We start from the raw sequence: 17,485 nt of genomic DNA, 5'->3' as shown, positions 1-17,485 counted from the left end.
AATCCGTCAGCTATTTTTATTCGCCTAATAATGCGTGGCGCAATTCTTCACTAGATTCGTTCCAAATTGCTTCATTATGCTCTTTTAAGAATGTACCAAGTACTTTTTTAGATGATTCATCCATATAATCAATCATGATGTGACGCTTTAGTGATTTATCCATTTTATTTACATGCTCTGGAAGTGATTTATATCCGCGGCGAATTTCACGATCAACTGTCATTTCACAGGCTGTTGCACCTGCGTAATAAGCACCGTTTGGTGTTCTTTCAATTGTTACCCAAACAAGCCAAAACGGTTTTCCGTTTGGAACTTCATCTTTATTTGTTAAAAACTTAATTCCTTTTTCTACTGTACTACGCGCATGCATCGCACCGATATCAACGAACGCAGTTTTCTCTAATACATCAACAAATACAGGAGAAATATTTTCTAAACTTAATGCCCCAACGCCAAAACCACCATGTCCATCTGTTGAATCATTTTTCACGATATTAAAACCGATTTTTTTCTTTTTCTCTGTCATATGTAAACTCCTCCTCGCTTAATGATTAAAAAAGCCTGAAAATAGGCGCAATGATATTTTGTAAAAATACTAATACATATGGAATAACAACATTGAAAATAGGTTGAATTGTGTAATTGCTAAGCGGTGTAATAACAAGAATTAATAACGCAATTGATCCATACTTTTCATACTGTGTCATTTTCGCACGAATATTTGCTGGTGCTAAATCTTCCACAACGCGATAACCATCAAGTGGCGGGATTGGTAATAAATTAAATACAAGTAAAACAATATTAAGCATAATAAAAATTTGGAAAAATTGATCCAGCGTATCTGCTACTGCAAGTGGCATCGCATCTAACACACCAAACGTTATTAAGCTATACCAAATAATTAAACCAATTGCACTTAAGATAAGATTACTTATCGGTCCCGCAATAGAAACTAATATTCCCGCAAGACGCGGTCTTTTAAAGTTATACGGATTAACAGGTACTGGTCTTGCCCAACCGAATCCAAGAATTAGTACAGCAATCATACCGATAGGATCTAAATGAGCCATCGGTGATAATGTTAAACGTCCTTGCTTTTTCGCTGTATCGTCTCCAAATTTATATGCAACATACGCATGTGCAAATTCATGCACAGATAGCGCAATAATAATTGCCATTGCTACCAATGGAATTTGTTGCAATGGGTATCTAAATAACTGATCCATAACTCATCTCCTCTTCCATATGTCAAAAAAAGAAATTATTTGTTTTTCCGATTGTTCTTCCTCATAATCCGCTATAATAAGAGTGTAACTTACATAAAAGGAGCGATTATACATGCCATACGTAACAGTGAAAATGCTAGAAGGACGCACAGAAGAACAAAAGAAAGCTCTTGCTGAGAAAGTAACAGCAGCAGTAAGCGAAACAACTGGTGCTCCTGAAGAAAACATCGTTGTTTTCATCGAAGAAATGTCTAAAAACCATTATGCAGTTGGCGGAAAACGCTTAAGCGACAAATAATTTCAAGTTTTTTCATAAGAAGCAGCTCTTTGCTGCTTCTTATTTCTTTCCTTCTAACAACTCGATAATTCTCTCTTTATATTTTCCTTTTCTTCCATCTTCATAGATTAAATCATGCGGATAGAATAGCTTTTGATCCGTTCGCTTCTTACCTGTAATCGCCTCAACAATATCCGATTCACGCGAAAGCTCTCTAAGTTCCCCGTTCGGCATAAGAAGTAAGATTGGCAGACGCTCTTCTTCTTCTCCTGCGCGGTAAAAGTCATACGGTAAATCCGATGTTGAATCCACAACTAAGTAATACTCTGGATCGAGTCCAATCTTTTTAAATAAGCTACTTAGCTCCATCCAATTATCTAAACCGTGCTTATCTGTAAACTCTACATATTTAAATAGATTTCGATTCATAAAACGGCGGCATAAGTCACTTAAAATCGGATCTTCTTCGTCTTGCCATACTTGGAAGTAATAATACATTACGTTCTCGTCTAACTTTAAATAATCCTCTACTGTCACTTCTTCTTCAAATAAAGAATAGAAATGAACAGGATGATTTTTAAACGCATAATACTTCTCATGCAGTGATTTAGCTCGGTGTAAAATCTTCGTTAAAATTACTTCTGCACTACGTGTTACCGGATGAAAATATACTTGCCAATACATTTGATAACGGCTCATAATATAATGCTCTACAGCATGCATACCACTATTTTTAATGACAACTTGATTACCGTACGGGCGCATGACACGCAGTATACGTTCCATATCAAAGTTTCCATACTTTACACCAGTAAAATATGCATCTCTTAATAAATAATCCATACGATCGGCATCAATTTGGCTCGAAATCATACTAATCGCTAATTTATTAGTAGATGTTTTCGCAATTACATCTGCTACCTTTTGCGGGAAATCCTTATCCACACGGCTTAACACACGATTAATTTCCGTATCACCAACGATAATCTTTTGCGTAAATTTCTCATGATCTAACGAAAATACTTTTTCAAACGAGTGAGAAAATGGGCCGTGACCGACATCATGAAGTAATGAGGCACATAAACATAACAATCTATCTTCAGCATTCCAGTTCGGTCTGCCATCAAACACATCATCAATCATACGACGAATAATTTCATATACACCTAACGAATGAGTAAAGCGACTATGCTCTGCACCGTGAAATGTAAAAAATGTCGTACCAAGCTGCTTAATACGGCGCAAGCGTTGAAATTCTTTCGTTCCGATTAAATCCCAAATAACGCGATCACGCACGTGTACATATTTATGTACTGGGTCTTTAAACACTTTTGTTTCGCTGAGTTTGTCGTTTAAATATACCACTTTCCGACATCCCCCTTTCTTTACTGCATTCTTACTATATATTATAAACGATATAGGAAACAGAAAGAAATGAAAGACTATATTAATTCCTGTTATATAAAGAAAAATCACCTTTACCAAAGCAAAGGTGATTTTTCTTTATATATTATTTTCCTAAAATGAACTCAGTAACTTCGTCTAGGATCATTTCTTTACCTAGTGGGAAGTATCCTTTGTTTACATCTTCATTACTGATTGTAAATACATGGTTGTTTTTAACAGCGTTCATATTTTTCCAAATTGATTCTTCTTGGAATTCTTTTAGACGCTGAGAACCGTCACCAGTTGTAAATACGAATAAGTAATCTGGGTTGTAATCAATTAAAGCTTCTTTTTGTATTTGTACTAACGGTTTATCAGTTGGTGTACCTTTAACTGCTGGTAATTTTAAATCACCAAAGATTACGCTACCGTAACCGTAGTCACCGTATACACGGAATGCATTTGGATATGCAGCCATTTTCATGAATGTTGCATCGCCAGTTTTAGCAACGATTTTATCATGTAATTTGCTTGCTTTTTCATCATACTTTTTGAACCATTCTTTTGTTTCTTTCTCTTTACCGAAGATTTGACCTACTTCTTCGAATTTTGGACGCCATTGGTCTAATGGAGTTTTTAACATAACTGTTGGTGCAATTTTAGATAATTGATCATAAATCTTTTCTTGACGATTGTTTACAATAATTAAATCTGGTTTTGCAGCAGCCACTGCTTCGATGTTAATTTTATCGCCCCACGCAGAACCAACCGGTTTTACATCTTTCAATTTCTTCTCAATATGTGAATCAATTTTTTCTTGTGTTGTATTTGCAGTAATAATCGGTTTCATACCGAAAATTAATAATTCTTCTGTTGAACCACTAAGGTCAGCAATTTTCTTTGGATTTGCAGGAATTTTAATTTCCCCTTTTGCGTGTTGTACAGTGCGCTCTTCAGTTTTCGCATCTGCTTTCTTTTCTTCTTCTTTGTTAGAACAAGCTGCAAATAGTACAGAAGTAACAACTAGTACCATTGCTAATAGTGCCATTTTAAAATTCTTCATATTCCGACTCCTTCTAGCTGTATTTCTCTTATAATTTGCATGTAACTATAAGAAACAAAACAACATTTAATTAATATATTTTTATTAATTGTTGTTTATAACCCGTTCTAACGGGCGTTCAACTTCCCATCCGTGGGTAAGAAGCTCAACGTCCATTAGAACTCCCCCTCTCACCTCTTTAAGAGGGGGAAATTCTATTAATTATGCTTTTTTACGCAATTGATTATTAATCATCGCTAAATCGTATGTTAAACAAATTGGTTTACAGTTTACTGGACATGGAACGATTTGCGCTTCAATCTCAAATACGTTACGAAGTGTTTCACTCGTCATAACTTCATCTGGCGTTCCTTGTTTCATTAACTTACCTGCTTTTAATGCAATCATATGATCAGAGAAACGAGAAGCATGATTTAAATCGTGAATAACCATAACAATCGTTCTGCCTTCTTCTTTGTTTAACTTCTTCAGTAAGTTTAATATCTCAAGTTGATGAGCCATATCTAAGTATGTTGTTGGTTCATCTAACACAAGTAAATCTGTTCCTTGTGCAAGAGCCATCGCAATCCATACACGTTGACGTTGACCACCTGATAAAGCTTCTGCTGGACGATTTGCGAATTCTGTCATCCCCGTCACTTCAAGTGCCCAATGAATGTAGCGATAATCCTCTTCTTTCAATGTTCCAAATCCTTTTTGATGAGGAAAACGTCCATATGAAACAAGTTCAAACACAGTAAGGCCTGTTGGCACTTCTGCAGTTTGTGGTAAAATCGCCATTTTCTTTGCGATTTCTTTCGTTGGCTGTTTCTCAATTGCTTTTCCATCAAGATAAACAGTACCTCGTTTTGCTTTCAAAATACGAGAAGCCGTTTTTAATAATGTGGATTTCCCACAACCATTTGGTCCAATAATCGTTGTAATTTGTCCTTCCGGAATTTCAACTGTTAATCCATCTATAATTAACCCTTCATTATACCCAACAGATACCGCATCAACTGCTAAAGTTGCCATACAAAAAGCCTCCCTTTATTTTGTCCTCATAAGTAAATATATGAAATATGGTGCGCCAATTACAGAAATAACAAGACCGACCGGTATTTCTGAAGTTGGTAACACACTTCTTGAAATTACATCTGCAAATAAAAGCAAGAACGTTCCTATTAATGCAGCCGTTGGTAACATAATTTGATGTTTACCACCAACGAGGCGTCTCGCTAAATGCGGAGCCATTAAACCGATAAAACCAATGCCTCCCGCCACCGCAACAGATGCACCAGCTAAACAAACTGCAATAAATAATAATTTACGTCTTTCCTTTTCTACGTTTACACCAAGGCCAACTGCTGTAGAGTCGCCTAAATTCATTACATTTAATATGTGCGCTTTACTAATGGCAAGTGGTAAGAAAATAATCATCCATGGGAGTACACTTAGTACGAACTTCCAATCTGTTCCCCATAAACTTCCTGCCAACCAAATCGTTGCAAAACGGAAGTCGTTAGATGTCATCTTCATAGAGAAAATTAAACTAACCGCACCAAATCCGGCTGCAACAGCGATACCAACAAGAATTAATCGAGTTGATGAAACACCGTCTTTCCATGCTAGTAAATAAATAATAATCGCTGCTAATATCGCACCAACTAGCGCGAAGAATGGAAGGATAAATACAGATAAAAATGTACCAGTTCCAACTTTTCCAAAGAAAAAGTAGACGAATACAACAACTGTTAATCCCGCTCCGGCGTTAATACCTATAATACCTGGATCAGCAAGTGGGTTTCGTGATAGCCCTTGCAAAATTGCACCTGACATAGCTAATGCAGAACCAACTAATATAGCAATAACCATACGCGGCATACGAAATTCAAATAAAATAACAGATTGATCTTCTGCACCCAATCCAACCAATGACTTTAATACATCTATTGGAGGAATTTTAAATGTTCCTGTATTTAAACTTATTAAAAATACACCAACAATTAATCCTACTAAAATCGTTAAAATAGAAACGTTCTTTTTTGTTAAGACGCTCGTCCTCACATCTTTCCTCTCCCTTCATTACGTGCTAAGTAGAGGAAGAATGGCACCCCAATTAGCGCTGTAATTGCTCCAATTGGCGTTTCAAATGGTGGATTAATAACGCGAGATAACATATCTGCACATTCAATTAGCAATCCACCTAAGACCGCAGAACATGGAATAACCCATCTATAATCTGAGCCTACAAGGAAACGAGTCATATGCGGAATTACAAGTCCAACAAATCCAACTGATCCTGCCATAGAAACCGCAGAACCTGTTAATACAAGAACAAGTACTGTTCCGATAAATTTAATTAATGTCGTATTCTGACCAAGTCCAATCGCAATTTCTTCACCAAAGCTTAAAATTGTGATATATCTCGACATCATAATTGCTATAATGAGACAAACAAGACCAATCGGTACTAACATATTAATACTTTGCCATTTCACTCCGGCAACACCGCCTGCATTCCACATACTTACCTCTTGGGCAAGGTTGAAATACAATGCAATTCCAGATGAAATTGCCCCTAATAAAGCACTAATTGCTGCACCTGCTAAAGCTAATTTTACAGGCGTTAATCCACCTGGTGAAGAAGACCCAATACCATATACAATGCTCGCTCCAAACGCAGCTCCAATAAAAGATGCGATAACAAACATTAAATAAGGTGAATTAGGGAAGAATGCATACATAATTGCAATTCCGAATACAGCACCATCTGTAATCCCCATTAACGATGGAGATGCAAGTGGATTTCGTGTCATACCTTGCATAATTGCACCTGATACCGCTAAAAAAGCACCTGCAACTACGCCCCCTATTGCTCTAGGCATGCGAAGTTCTTGAATTACGTTATGGTGCGTTATGGAACCATCAAACTGAAATACAGCTTGCCAAACGGTCTTTAAACTAATATCTGCTGCACCAAACGAAATAGAAACTGCCATACTTAAAGCTAACAAAATTGTGCCTGCTATTAAAATAATAGAAGCAACGAGCGGTCTGCTCTTAATCTCTTTAACATTCACATCTTGCTGTTCTATACTCCTTGCGCTCGCTTCCATCCCTCAACCATCCTAACCAACAACATATATTTAATAAAATGAAATTTATTCTCAAATAATAATAAAAAAATTAGGTGAATTGACCTTTTTCGTGATAATGATTATCAGAATCAGACACTTTCTATTCTACCTACCACGTCAAAAGACTGTCAACCATTATTTCGAAATACGAATTCATACAAAACGCTATCTTATGGACATAAAAAAAGAAGAGTAATCTGTTCACTCTTCTTTTTCTTACTTATTTAATTTTGCTTCAATTTTTACAATTAATTCGTCTTCTGTTGGAGCCGCAACTGGACGATTATTTACAAACGCGAATGATTTTTTACGACCAGGGCCACAGTAAGACTGACATGCAACCTCAATCGTTGCACATGAATCTACTTTTTTCAACTTCGGAATCAACGTTTTAACGTTCGTTGCCTGACAATCATCACACACACGAAATTCGTTTCCCATTATATATAACACTTCCTCTATTTTAAACTTTTCACAAGTACATTTAAAAATAAACACTAAATGGTATTTTACCGCTCTTTGAAGCTTGTTGCAAGTCTCCGGGCGTAGCTCTATTCCTATATAAAGCTACCTATTTTTTATATTTTCTCCTTCAAAAGCTTTCATCATTCATAGCCACATTTCTTCTCTTCATTGAAATCTACCATATTTTTAAAAGCTTTGTATAAAAGCTCATTTTTTTGCCCATTATAAAAATAGGAAGTTCATAAAAAGAAAGGGAGTTGAATCTATGAAAGTAAGACAAGATGCTTGGACAGACGAGGACGATTTATTACTTGCTGAAACGGTGCTTCGCCATGTTCGAGAAGGAAGTACTCAATTAAATGCTTTTGAAGAAGTAGGAGATCAGTTAAATCGCACATCTGCTGCTTGTGGTTTCCGCTGGAATGCTGTTGTTCGCTATAGCTATGAACAAGCTCTTCAACTAGCAAAAAAACATCGTAAAGATAAAATGCGTGCTGCGGGCGGTGAACAGACAAAAAAACGTTTGCTTTACACACCACCAGCTTCAGCGGCGGCGATAACTGATTATGAAGAACACGTACCGTATGAAACAGCTGTTCAATATACAGAAGCTACTCCATATCAAAAGCCGACTGTCCCTGCTCCAAAAAGCTCAATAACAATGCAAGATGTTATTTACTTTTTACAAACAGTTGGATCTTCAAATATAAAAGTAACAGCTCTTGAAAACGAGAATACGAGATTGAAACAAGAAATTAAAACGCAAATCCTTCGAAATGAAGAACTAGAAAAGAAACTAGAAAAATTAGAACAACAATCTCATACTGTACAAGAGGATTACGAAACACTTATGAATATTATGAACCGTGCTCGTAAATTAGCAGTAATGGATGATGAGGAACGCTCACAAACATCTTTCCGCATGGATCGAAACGGTAACTTAGAAAAAATTGCAGAATAAAAAGGATGCATGCAATGCATCCTTTTTATTCTTTCACCTCTAAACTTTCCTTTATATATGAGAAAACCCCTTTCTACATTTTTTGCTATAATAGAGATTGTCATTTTAAAAATAAGGGGTTAGTTATATGAGCAATTCCCGTTCGATTTTATCTCAGCCAGAGTGGCGTATTGTAGATCAGTCTAGTTTAGGACCAACTTTCCATGCACTTCAGTCATTCGCAATGGATGACACGTTATGCACAAGTATTGGAAATGGTCTATCCGCTGCAACAATGCGCTCTTGGGTTCATCACAATACAATTGTTCTTGGCATTCAAGATTCACGCCTACCACATTTAGAAGAAGGTATTTCCTTTTTAAAAGAAAACGACTTCAATGTTATCGTTCGTAATTCTGGTGGACTTGCTGTCGTACTTGATGAAGGTGTTTTAAACGTATCACTTTTATTCCAAGAAACAGAAAAGGGTATCGATATCGACCTTGGATACGATACGATGTGGCATTTAATTAAGGAAATGTTAAAAGATTACGATGTTACTATCGAAGCAAAAGAAATTGTTGGTTCTTATTGTCCTGGTAGCTACGATTTGAGCATTCGCGATCAAAAATTTGCTGGTATTTCTCAGCGTCGTATTCGCGGAGGCGTTGCTGTACAAATTTACTTATGTGCGACAGGAAGCGGATCTGAGCGTGCCGCACTCGTTCGTGATTTTTACAACGTAGCAATTCAAGGCGAAGAAACAAGATTTACGTATCCTGAAATTGTACCGAGTACGATGGCTTCACTATCTGAATTACTTGGCGAAACAATTACAGTGCAAGATTTAATGATGCGCCTTTTAAAAACGTTGCAACAATTCACTCCAAAGTTAACATCATCTCAGCTAACAGTAGATGAAGTTCCTTTATATGAGACGAATTTACAACGTATTATTGACCGTAATAATAAGGCACTTGGTTTAGAAAAATAGAAACCAAAAAGACCACCCTCATTTCAAAAGAAATAGGATGGTCTTTTTTCATATTAATTCGTTATAGAATTAAAGTGCTTGAGCTGCTGTAATTAAAGCTAACTTGTACACTTCTTCTTCGTTACATCCACGAGACAGATCATTTACAGGCATATTTAAACCTTGTAAGATTGGTCCTACTGCTTCGAAGTTACCTAAGCGTTGAGCGATTTTGTAGCCGATATTACCAGCTTCTAAGCTTGGGAATACGAATACGTTAGCATCACCTTTAATTGTAGAACCTGGAGCTTTCTTCTCAGCTACAGATGGTACGAATGCAGCATCGAATTGGAATTCTCCATCTAAAGTTAATTCAGGAGCCATTTCTTTTGCAATGCGAGTTGCTTCTACAACTTTTTCTGTTTCTGGAGATTTCGCAGAACCTTTTGTAGAGAAGCTTAACATAGCAACGCGTGGGTCAATACCGAATAGTTCAGCAGTTTTCGCACTTTCGATACCAATTTCAGCTAAATCTTGGCTGTTTGGTGCAATGTTAATTGCGCAATCAGCGAATACATACTTCTCTTCTTCACGTACCATGATGAATACGCCTGAAGTTTTTGTAACGCCTGGTTTTGTTTTAATAATTTGAAGTGCTGGACGAACCGTATCAGCTGTAGAGTGAGCTGCACCACTTACTAAACCTTGTGCTTTGCCCATGTATACAAGCATTGTACCGAAGTAGTTTTCGTCTTTAAGAATTTTACGAGCATCTTCTTCTGTTGCTTTACCTTTACGGCGTTCAACGAAAGATGCTACCATTGCATCCATCTCTTCGTATGTAGCTGGATCGTAAATATCAACGCCTGCTAATGTTAAGTTCATGCTAGCAGCTTTTGCGCTAATTTCTTCTTTATTACCAACTAAAATTGGTTTTACTAACTCTTCTTTTGCTAAACGCTCTGCAGCGCCTAAAATTCTTTCATCAGTTCCTTCAGGAAGTACGATAGAAATGCCTTTTCCTTGAACTTTTTCTTTTACTGCTGTAAATAAATTGCTCACGAATAAACCCTCCTACAAATGTTAAAAACTCTACCTTTAAGAATACTTCTTTTCAGCTATATTTTAAACTTATAGCTCCCAAAAAATAGATAAAATGAAAATGATTATATTTTCATAAAATTCAGCCGAGAAATAATGCCTACTTAAGCCTTATTTTCTCCCGTTTTCCAGTAAATATAAATGTGACAGTTTTATGCGCCGAAACTTTATGTAGATGTTTTTAATCCTATATATGCTATAGTTAACGTGTAAAATATCATTAACTGAGGTGAATAGAATGAGTGAAGCAACAACAACGTTAGATGGCTGGTATTGTTTACATGATTTACGTTCTATTGATTGGGCAGCATGGAAAACATTATCTAGTGACGAACGCGGACAAGCAGTGTCTGAATTTTTAAATGTCGTTGAAAAATGGAACGAAGTAGCTACTGCAAAAAAAGGCAGTCATGCAATGTATACAGTTGTTGGTCAAAAAGCAGATATTATGCTTATGATCTTACGTCCAACAATGGAAGAGTTAAATGAAATCGAAACAGAATTAAATAAAACAACATTAGCTGAATATTTAGTTCCTGCATATTCTTACGTATCTGTTGTTGAACTAAGCAACTATCTTCCAGCTGATGAAGACCCATACCAAAACCCACAAATCTTAGCTCGCTTATATCCTGAGTTACCAAAAGCAAATCATATTTGCTTCTATCCAATGGACAAGCGTCGCCAAGGTGATGACAACTGGTACATGCTTCCTATGGAAGAACGTAAAAAAATGATGTACAGTCACAGTAAAATCGGTCGCCAATACGCAGGGAAAGTACGCCAAGTAATTTCAGGATCAGTCGGATTCGACGATTTCGAGTGGGGCGTAACATTATTCGCTGACGATGTTCTTCAATTTAAGAAGCTTATATATGAAATGCGCTTCGATGAAGTAAGTGCCCGTTACGGTGAATTCGGTACATTCTTCGTTGGGAACATTTTACCAGACGAAAAAGTAGAGAAATTTTTACACATATAATAATGAAAAAGGAACGAATTTCGTTCCTTTTTTTATTATCCTCTATATTTACCCACAAAAAACTTCTTTTCTCTGCAAATTTGAACAAAAATCGACAAATTCTTTTCAATTTCCTTACAAAATTGTAACCTTTCTATATCCAAATTTATGCTAAAATGGTACGAGCTATATGCTAATAACGATGCGAAGGTGATAATGTATATGAAGAAAATCTTGTCTATTTTACTAGTGTCTCTATTGTCAATTTCTTCCTTAGGAGTAACAACATCCCATGCAGAAGAAAAAATACATATAGAGGCAGCTGCTGCACTGCTATTTGATGCGGATACAGGAAAAATACTGCATGAACAAAATCCAGATGAATTACTAGCTATCGCTAGTATGTCAAAATTAATTGTTATTTATGCCGTATTAGAAGCAATTAAAGAAGGAAAAATCACTTGGGATACGAAAGTAACTATTTCTGATTACGCTTATGAAGTTTCACGTAATAATGAATTCTCTAACGTGCCGTTCGAAAAAGGACGTCAATATACTGTAAGAGAATTATACCATTCTATCGTTATCTTCTCTGCAAATGGATCTAGTATTGCTTTAGCAGAATTACTTGCAGGAAGTGAAAAGAACTTCTTAAATCTCGCAAATGAACATGCGAAAAAACTAGGGTTAAAGAAATATAAATTTGTAAACGCTACTGGGTTAAATAACGCTGATTTAAAAGGAAAACATCCTGAAGGAACTGATCCGAATGGAGAAAATTCCATGTCAGCTCGCGATATGGGTATTCTTTCAAAAACAATTATTACAAAGTATCCAGAAATGCTAGAGGATACAAAACAAAGATTTAGAAACTTCCCAGATAATCATCCAAAACCAATTCGTATGGAAAATTGGAACTGGATGTTACCAGGTGCTGCTTTCTCTTATGAAGGAGCAGATGGTTTAAAAACAGGAAGTTCCGATACAGCTGGGTATGGTTTTACCATTACAGCAAAACGCGGTGATTTACGTCTTATATCTGTTATTATTAAAACGAAATCAATGGACGAACGTTTCACAGAATCTCGCGCATTAATTGAATATGGATTTAATAACTTCGAAAAACAGAAATTAAAAATAGATAAAAACAACAAAATTTCTGTAGTAAAAGGAAAAGAAGACTATGTAACAGTTGCACCAGAAAAAGAAGTGACAGTAGTTACTACAAAAGGTAGCAAATCACCTTACAAAATTTCTACTGAAGCAGATAAATCACTTGCTGAAGATGGGCATTTAGTTGCTCCTATTAAGAAAGATGCAAAGGTAGGTTCAATCGTCTTAGAACCAACTGATAAATATGGTTTCTTAGACGGAAATAAAAGTATAAAAGTTACTGCAAAAGCGACTGAAGAAGTAGAAAAAGCAAATTGGTTCGTATTAACAATGCGTTCAATTGGCGATTTCTTCTCAAACTTATGGTCTAAAGTATTTTAATGATGAAAAGCTAGCTCACGCTAGCTTTTTTTATTTTCCCCTCTAGATGTAAAACTTCGTTTGGTTGTCATATCTGCGTCCTTTTTCTCATACGTATGAACTAGTAATTGTTCCACACTTCATCTAGAAATGAACCTCTTTCTACAAGGCATTCCAAAAAGAGAGGTGACACATAATGGGTGTTATCGCGTATAACGAAGAAGATGTTAAGTTATTAGCTAGACTGATGCGTGCTGAAGCCGAAGGAGAAGGCCAACAAGGGATGTTAATGGTCGGAAACGTTGGGGTAAATCGTGTCCGCGGAAATTGTTTAGATTTCAAAAAAATACGTAATTTACGTCAAATGGTTTATCAAAATCCTGGTGGTTTTGAAGCAACTCAAAAAGGGTATTTTTATCAACGAGCGAGAGAACAAGATATTGCCTTAGCCCGCCGGACAATTCAGGGACAACGTTTTTGGCCCGCCAACTTCGCCTTATGGTTCTTTAGACCTGAAGGTCCTTGCCCACCAACTTGGTATGACCAACAAAATTCTGGTCGCTTTAAAAAACACTGCTTCTTCCAACCATCTGGTGGAGATTGTCCAGGCGTATATTAAGGAATGAAAATGAGGAGGGATTTTTGAATGACACAGCAACAAAACCCGTACTACGGAACAGGTTTTTATCAACCATCTGGAACTTATGTGCAACCGCAACAAATGACCCCACAGCAGCAGCAACAGCAACAACAACAGCAAGCGATGCAACAACAAGCTGCTCAGGCTCAACTTGCAGTTTCTCAAGGTATGTTACCACTAGAGCAATCGTATATTGAAAATATCCTTCGTTTAAATAAGGGTAAGCCAGCTACAGTTGTAATGACTTATGAACGCGGTAGTTCGCTTGGTACACAATCTTATACAGGGATCATCGAGGCAGCTGGCCGTGATCATATCGTAATTAGTGAGCCGAAATCTGGAAAACGCTTTTTACTACTAATGATTTATTTAGATTATGTAGAATTCCCAGGAGAAATTACGTATTTACCTGGTCAACAAGCAACTTATGCTCCAAGACCATAAAAAAAAGCTGGCGAATGCCAGCTTTTGTTTTTTTATAACCCTTTTACAACTGCAGTTCCGACTAGAATCCACGCCACAATAAACGCTACACCACCAAGGGGTGTAATTGGGCCAAAGAATTTAATACCTGTTGTACTTAATGCATAAAGACTGCCTGAGAACATAATAATCCCAGCTACCATAAGCCAACCCGCAGTGCTTAAAAGTGATGATTGCATTTTGTCCATTAATAGAGCAACTACGAATAAGCCACCTGCATGAAACATTTGATATGTAACGCCCGTCTTCCACACTTCTAACATTTTTGCAGAAATTTTATTTTCTAAACCATGTGCTCCAAAAGCCCCTAATGCAACAGATAGCCCCGCTGCAATACAACCTAGTAAAAAGAAAATTTTCATCTTAATTCCCCTTTTTATTTTTATCATAAGCAATTTTCACATATAATCCAAACGATTTAATCCCTAAAAATCAAATAAAGAATTACCATTTGCACCTTCTTCTTTTATATACACAGGTTCTCCAGAAACTGGCATAACCGGTTGAACTGTTGTTATAGGCTGAGATCCGATTATTTGTGATTGAACTTGTGGTTCTCTATACGTAGAAGGCTCAACTTGTTCATCTAATAATAAATCACATAATGCACGCACAACTAATAAATGCTCTTTTGATTTTTGTCCTTCACTACTTTTTGCCTTTGCAATTTCACTCGCCATTTTATTTAAAACCTTATCGCTAGATACTTGCATTCCTTGTCACCTCTTACTTTGTAGTTCTTTCTCAAATTGCCCCAGTTTCTCCACTGAACCAAATACTATTATCATATCATGTTCTTGCAGTTTTTCCTGCCCCGTTGGATTATGGATAATATACCCATCCCTTAAAATCGCTAAAATTGTTACATCAAATTGATTTCTCACATTACTCTCTAATAACGATTTACTAGCTAAGATAGAATCTTTACCAACTTGAATTTCTTCAATTACAAATGATTGCTCTATTCCATACAATACTGTATCAATATAATGAACTGTTAACGGATTCGCAATACCTTTTGCGATATGAATCCCTGCCATACTAGATGGATTAATAACCTTATTTGCACCAGCGCGCCGTAATTTCTCTTCTGTTTCTGGCTTTTCAGCTCTTGCTACAATTTTAATTGTATCATTAAGCCCTCTTGCCGTTAATGTAATAAATACATTTTCAGCATCGTTTGCTACGATAGCAACTAGACCGGCTGCCTTCGAAATTCCGGCATTATGTAACACTTGATCTTCAGTTGCATCCCCATGTACATATAAAAGCTTTTCCTGTTCGAATATACTTTCATCTTTATCCACAACTACAAATGGGATTTTCTTTTCCTTTAATTCATGTACAACTTGAAGCCCTACTCTTCCACAACCACATACTATAATATGCTTTTGTAACTGTGCTATTTGTTTATCCATCTTCTTCCTCCGCACTGCATGAAATAAGTTACCCTCAATGATCATAGCTGCAACTACCCCCATTGCATACGTAACGATACCGACGCCAACAGGTATAATAAGGAGCGCAAAAAATTTCCCCGCCTGTGTTATAGGCACTACATCACCATATCCAACCGTTAATACAGTAATCATCGTCATCCAAAATGCTTGAAACAAGCTAATCTCTTCAATTGTCATAAATCCTATCGTCCCTAGAATTACAACAAAGGTCATACATATAACTGCTATCCATAATTGCTTACGTGCATTCATATTATATTTCAACTCTTTTCTCTATCTACAATCTTTGCCAAAGGAAATGAAATACCTATATACTAGAAACGGAATCTATGAAAGAGGTTGATATAATGAAGCTATTTCTTTCTGCCTTACAATGGGCACTATTTATTTTAGCTGGAAGTCTTATTGTACCAATTAGTGTCGCAACTAGTTACGGCCTTGACGGCACTGAAGCTATCGCGTTTGTACAAAGAACATTATTTGTTCTCGGTTTTGCCGGCCTACTGCAAGCTATATTTGGGCATAAACTTCCTATTCAAGAAGGTCCCGCAGGCCTTTGGTGGGGAATTTTCTCCCTGTATGCAAGTTTAGGCGTCGTATTATTTGGATCAAGTAATGAAACACTTAAGGTCCTTCAGTACGCTTTCCTACTAAGCGGAATTATTTGTATTATTCTTAGTGTTTTTGGACTTATCGATAAACTAGTTCGCTACTTTACACCTACAGTAATTGGAACGTATTTATTCCTTCTTGTCGCACAACTTAGTGGCTCCTTCTTAAAAGGTATGTTTGGCCTTGATGGACAACATACGGAAGTACAGCCAAAGGTATTTATTCTTTCACTCATTGTTATTTTACTATCTTTTTTCATTATGAAGCTACCTATTATTGGACGATATTCCGTTCTTTTCAGTATCGTCTGCGGCTGGATATTATTTGCGTGCTTCGGATTATCTAATCCAGTAACACCTGTGACAGATATAATTCGTCTTCCATCTCTATTTGTTTTTGGAATGCCTCGCATTGAATGGAACATGGCAATTACGGTAGTTTTCGTCACACTATTACTTCTAACAAATATGTTAGCAAGTATTCGCGTTGTACAAAAGGTTGTTTCTAAGTATGAAGAAGGTGCTGCTCCAGATCGCTTCAAACAAGCTGGCATTATAACAGGAATAAATCAATTGCTAGGCGGTCTATTTTCAGCCATTGGTCCTGTTGCCATTTCTGGATCCGCAGGATTTATTGCAACGACAAATATTTATAAACGCCTCCCATTTATGTTAGGGTCAAGCTTTATCATTCTTGTTAGTATATTCCCAAAGATTACTTCATTCTTTGCAGCAATCCCCGTCGCAGTTGGGTATGCTGCGATTTACCCTGTATTTGCAAGCATGATTGGTCTCGCCTTTCGCGAATATGACACTGTACAAAATAAAGAAAAATTATTTAAAGTAGCAGGTCTTTCAATCTTTACGGGAATCGGAGTTATGTTCGTTCCAGCCGGAGCATTTTCTACGCTGCCGCCATTTTTAGCATCTTTTTTAAGTAACGGTCTTGTTCTTGGATCTGTAATGGCTATCTTGCTGGAAATACTATTTTCTCGTTCGCACGAAAAACAACTATCGTAAATTGGAAAACTTCCATTATTGCACTCTATCTTTAGAGTTGTTACGATAATGATAAAGTGAAACTTTAATCAGTGGGGTTTTTGTTCATCCCCACTGATTATTAGTTGAACCAATCGGGCGTTTACGGGCAGTTAATCTCCCACCTAACTTCTTTGCTCCAGCTAAATTTTGAGGTGGGAGTCTTACTGCCCGTTAATGCGGGATAAATTATCATGGGCAACACGCTCATGATAATTTATACTAACAATGCAGAACTTCTCCTAATTTCATGTAAAGAGGTTCGATGT

General features: G+C 36.7%; 20 protein-coding genes. 8 read left to right on the top strand and 12 right to left on the bottom strand.

Translation table 11 applies throughout. The features are described 5' to 3' along the window. Window positions 1–16: 16 nt before the first annotated feature. Together AC1DS7_RS02915 and AC1DS7_RS02910 are read right to left on the bottom strand one after the other, a co-directional pair. Entirely contained in the window at window positions 17–526 is a 510-nt protein-coding gene (locus AC1DS7_RS02915) for a YwhD family protein (protein ID WP_476998774.1), read from the bottom strand. A gap of 25 nt (window positions 527–551) precedes the next feature. Continuing rightward, window positions 552–1,226: a site-2 protease family protein gene (locus AC1DS7_RS02910; RefSeq protein WP_002016358.1), complete on the bottom strand. Its 675-nt coding sequence runs from the start codon at window positions 1,224–1,226 to the stop codon at window positions 552–554. A 112-nt stretch (window positions 1,227–1,338) separates the two neighbouring features. On the opposite strand from AC1DS7_RS02910, the gene AC1DS7_RS02905 reads away from it, so the two are divergent. Next, complete coding sequence (locus AC1DS7_RS02905; RefSeq protein WP_001147171.1) at window positions 1,339–1,524, top strand: 2-hydroxymuconate tautomerase; 186 nt, start codon at window positions 1,339–1,341, stop codon at window positions 1,522–1,524. 39 nt (window positions 1,525–1,563) lie between these two features. On the opposite strand, the gene AC1DS7_RS02900 is transcribed toward AC1DS7_RS02905, so the two are convergent. From AC1DS7_RS02900 to AC1DS7_RS02875, 6 genes are all read right to left on the bottom strand, one after another. Then, entirely contained in the window at window positions 1,564–2,868 is a 1,305-nt protein-coding gene (locus tag AC1DS7_RS02900; RefSeq protein WP_002143908.1) for an HD domain-containing protein, read from the bottom strand. 145 nt (window positions 2,869–3,013) lie between these two features. Then, the gene (locus AC1DS7_RS02895; protein ID WP_002138981.1) at window positions 3,014–3,952 is read right to left on the bottom strand and encodes an ABC transporter substrate-binding protein; all 939 of its coding nucleotides are present in this window, start codon (window positions 3,950–3,952) and stop codon (window positions 3,014–3,016) included. A gap of 201 nt (window positions 3,953–4,153) precedes the next feature. Further along, window positions 4,154–4,966: an ABC transporter ATP-binding protein gene (locus AC1DS7_RS02890; RefSeq protein ID WP_002034935.1), complete on the bottom strand. Its 813-nt coding sequence runs from the start codon at window positions 4,964–4,966 to the stop codon at window positions 4,154–4,156. A 15-nt stretch (window positions 4,967–4,981) separates the two neighbouring features. Beyond that, window positions 4,982–5,998, bottom strand: a complete 1,017-nt coding sequence (locus AC1DS7_RS02885) for a FecCD family ABC transporter permease (protein ID WP_002143910.1) — start codon at window positions 5,996–5,998, stop codon at window positions 4,982–4,984. Then, complete coding sequence (locus tag AC1DS7_RS02880) at window positions 5,995–7,050, bottom strand: FecCD family ABC transporter permease (protein WP_000388282.1); 1,056 nt, start codon at window positions 7,048–7,050, stop codon at window positions 5,995–5,997. Before AC1DS7_RS02880 ends, AC1DS7_RS02885 begins: the two co-directional genes overlap by 4 nt. Before the next feature lie 237 nt (window positions 7,051–7,287). Then, window positions 7,288–7,512 carry a YuzB family protein gene (locus AC1DS7_RS02875; protein ID WP_000526075.1) on the bottom strand — a complete coding sequence of 75 codons (225 nt, stop codon included), beginning with the start codon at window positions 7,510–7,512 and terminating at the stop codon, window positions 7,288–7,290. Window positions 7,513–7,801: 289 nt separating this feature from the next. Here AC1DS7_RS02875 and AC1DS7_RS02870 point away from each other — a divergent pair, with 289 nt between their 5' ends. After that, window positions 7,802–8,497: an RsfA family transcriptional regulator gene (locus AC1DS7_RS02870; protein ID WP_002016365.1), complete on the top strand. Its 696-nt coding sequence runs from the start codon at window positions 7,802–7,804 to the stop codon at window positions 8,495–8,497. A gap of 127 nt (window positions 8,498–8,624) precedes the next feature. Next, window positions 8,625–9,470: an octanoyl-[GcvH]:protein N-octanoyltransferase gene (lipL, locus tag AC1DS7_RS02865; protein WP_002143911.1), complete on the top strand. Its 846-nt coding sequence runs from the start codon at window positions 8,625–8,627 to the stop codon at window positions 9,468–9,470. Window positions 9,471–9,539: 69 nt separating this feature from the next. On the opposite strand, the gene pta is transcribed toward lipL, so the two are convergent. Next, window positions 9,540–10,511 (bottom strand): phosphate acetyltransferase, encoded by a 972-nt coding sequence (gene pta, locus AC1DS7_RS02860; protein ID WP_002016367.1) that lies wholly within the window; start codon window positions 10,509–10,511, stop codon window positions 9,540–9,542. Between the two features lie 277 nt (window positions 10,512–10,788). Between pta and hemQ the strand changes: the two genes are divergently transcribed. The 4 genes from hemQ (at window position 10,789) to gerQ (ending at window position 14,068) form a co-directional block, all read left to right on the top strand. Further along, the gene (hemQ, locus tag AC1DS7_RS02855; protein ID WP_001287592.1) at window positions 10,789–11,532 is read left to right on the top strand and encodes a hydrogen peroxide-dependent heme synthase; all 744 of its coding nucleotides are present in this window, start codon (window positions 10,789–10,791) and stop codon (window positions 11,530–11,532) included. Between the two features lie 195 nt (window positions 11,533–11,727). Further along, complete coding sequence (locus tag AC1DS7_RS02850) at window positions 11,728–13,005, top strand: serine hydrolase (RefSeq protein WP_002143912.1); 1,278 nt, start codon at window positions 11,728–11,730, stop codon at window positions 13,003–13,005. Window positions 13,006–13,180: 175 nt separating this feature from the next. Beyond that, complete coding sequence (cwlJ, locus tag AC1DS7_RS02845) at window positions 13,181–13,603, top strand: cell wall hydrolase CwlJ (RefSeq protein ID WP_000538158.1); 423 nt, start codon at window positions 13,181–13,183, stop codon at window positions 13,601–13,603. A 27-nt stretch (window positions 13,604–13,630) separates the two neighbouring features. Further along, on the top strand, window positions 13,631–14,068 hold the full coding sequence (gerQ, locus tag AC1DS7_RS02840; protein ID WP_002143914.1) for a spore coat protein GerQ: 438 nt from the start codon (window positions 13,631–13,633) through the stop codon (window positions 14,066–14,068). 32 nt (window positions 14,069–14,100) lie between these two features. On the opposite strand, the gene AC1DS7_RS02835 is transcribed toward gerQ, so the two are convergent. From AC1DS7_RS02835 to AC1DS7_RS02825, 3 genes are all read right to left on the bottom strand, one after another. Further along, complete coding sequence (locus AC1DS7_RS02835; RefSeq protein WP_002016371.1) at window positions 14,101–14,469, bottom strand: DUF423 domain-containing protein; 369 nt, start codon at window positions 14,467–14,469, stop codon at window positions 14,101–14,103. 63 nt (window positions 14,470–14,532) lie between these two features. Beyond that, window positions 14,533–14,820 (bottom strand): YwdI family protein, encoded by a 288-nt coding sequence (locus AC1DS7_RS02830; RefSeq protein ID WP_001198367.1) that lies wholly within the window; start codon window positions 14,818–14,820, stop codon window positions 14,533–14,535. 6 nt (window positions 14,821–14,826) lie between these two features. Continuing rightward, on the bottom strand, window positions 14,827–15,819 hold the full coding sequence (locus AC1DS7_RS02825) for a potassium channel family protein (protein ID WP_002143915.1): 993 nt from the start codon (window positions 15,817–15,819) through the stop codon (window positions 14,827–14,829). Window positions 15,820–15,914: 95 nt separating this feature from the next. Here AC1DS7_RS02825 and AC1DS7_RS02820 point away from each other — a divergent pair, with 95 nt between their 5' ends. Continuing rightward, window positions 15,915–17,198 (top strand): purine/pyrimidine permease, encoded by a 1,284-nt coding sequence (locus AC1DS7_RS02820; protein WP_002143916.1) that lies wholly within the window; start codon window positions 15,915–15,917, stop codon window positions 17,196–17,198. Window positions 17,199–17,485: the final 287 nt, after the last annotated feature.

Source organism: Bacillus sp. P4_E1, assembly GCF_056401715.1.
Note: the sequence above shows the minus strand (reverse complement) of the source record. Positions and strands in the feature narration are given on the sequence as shown.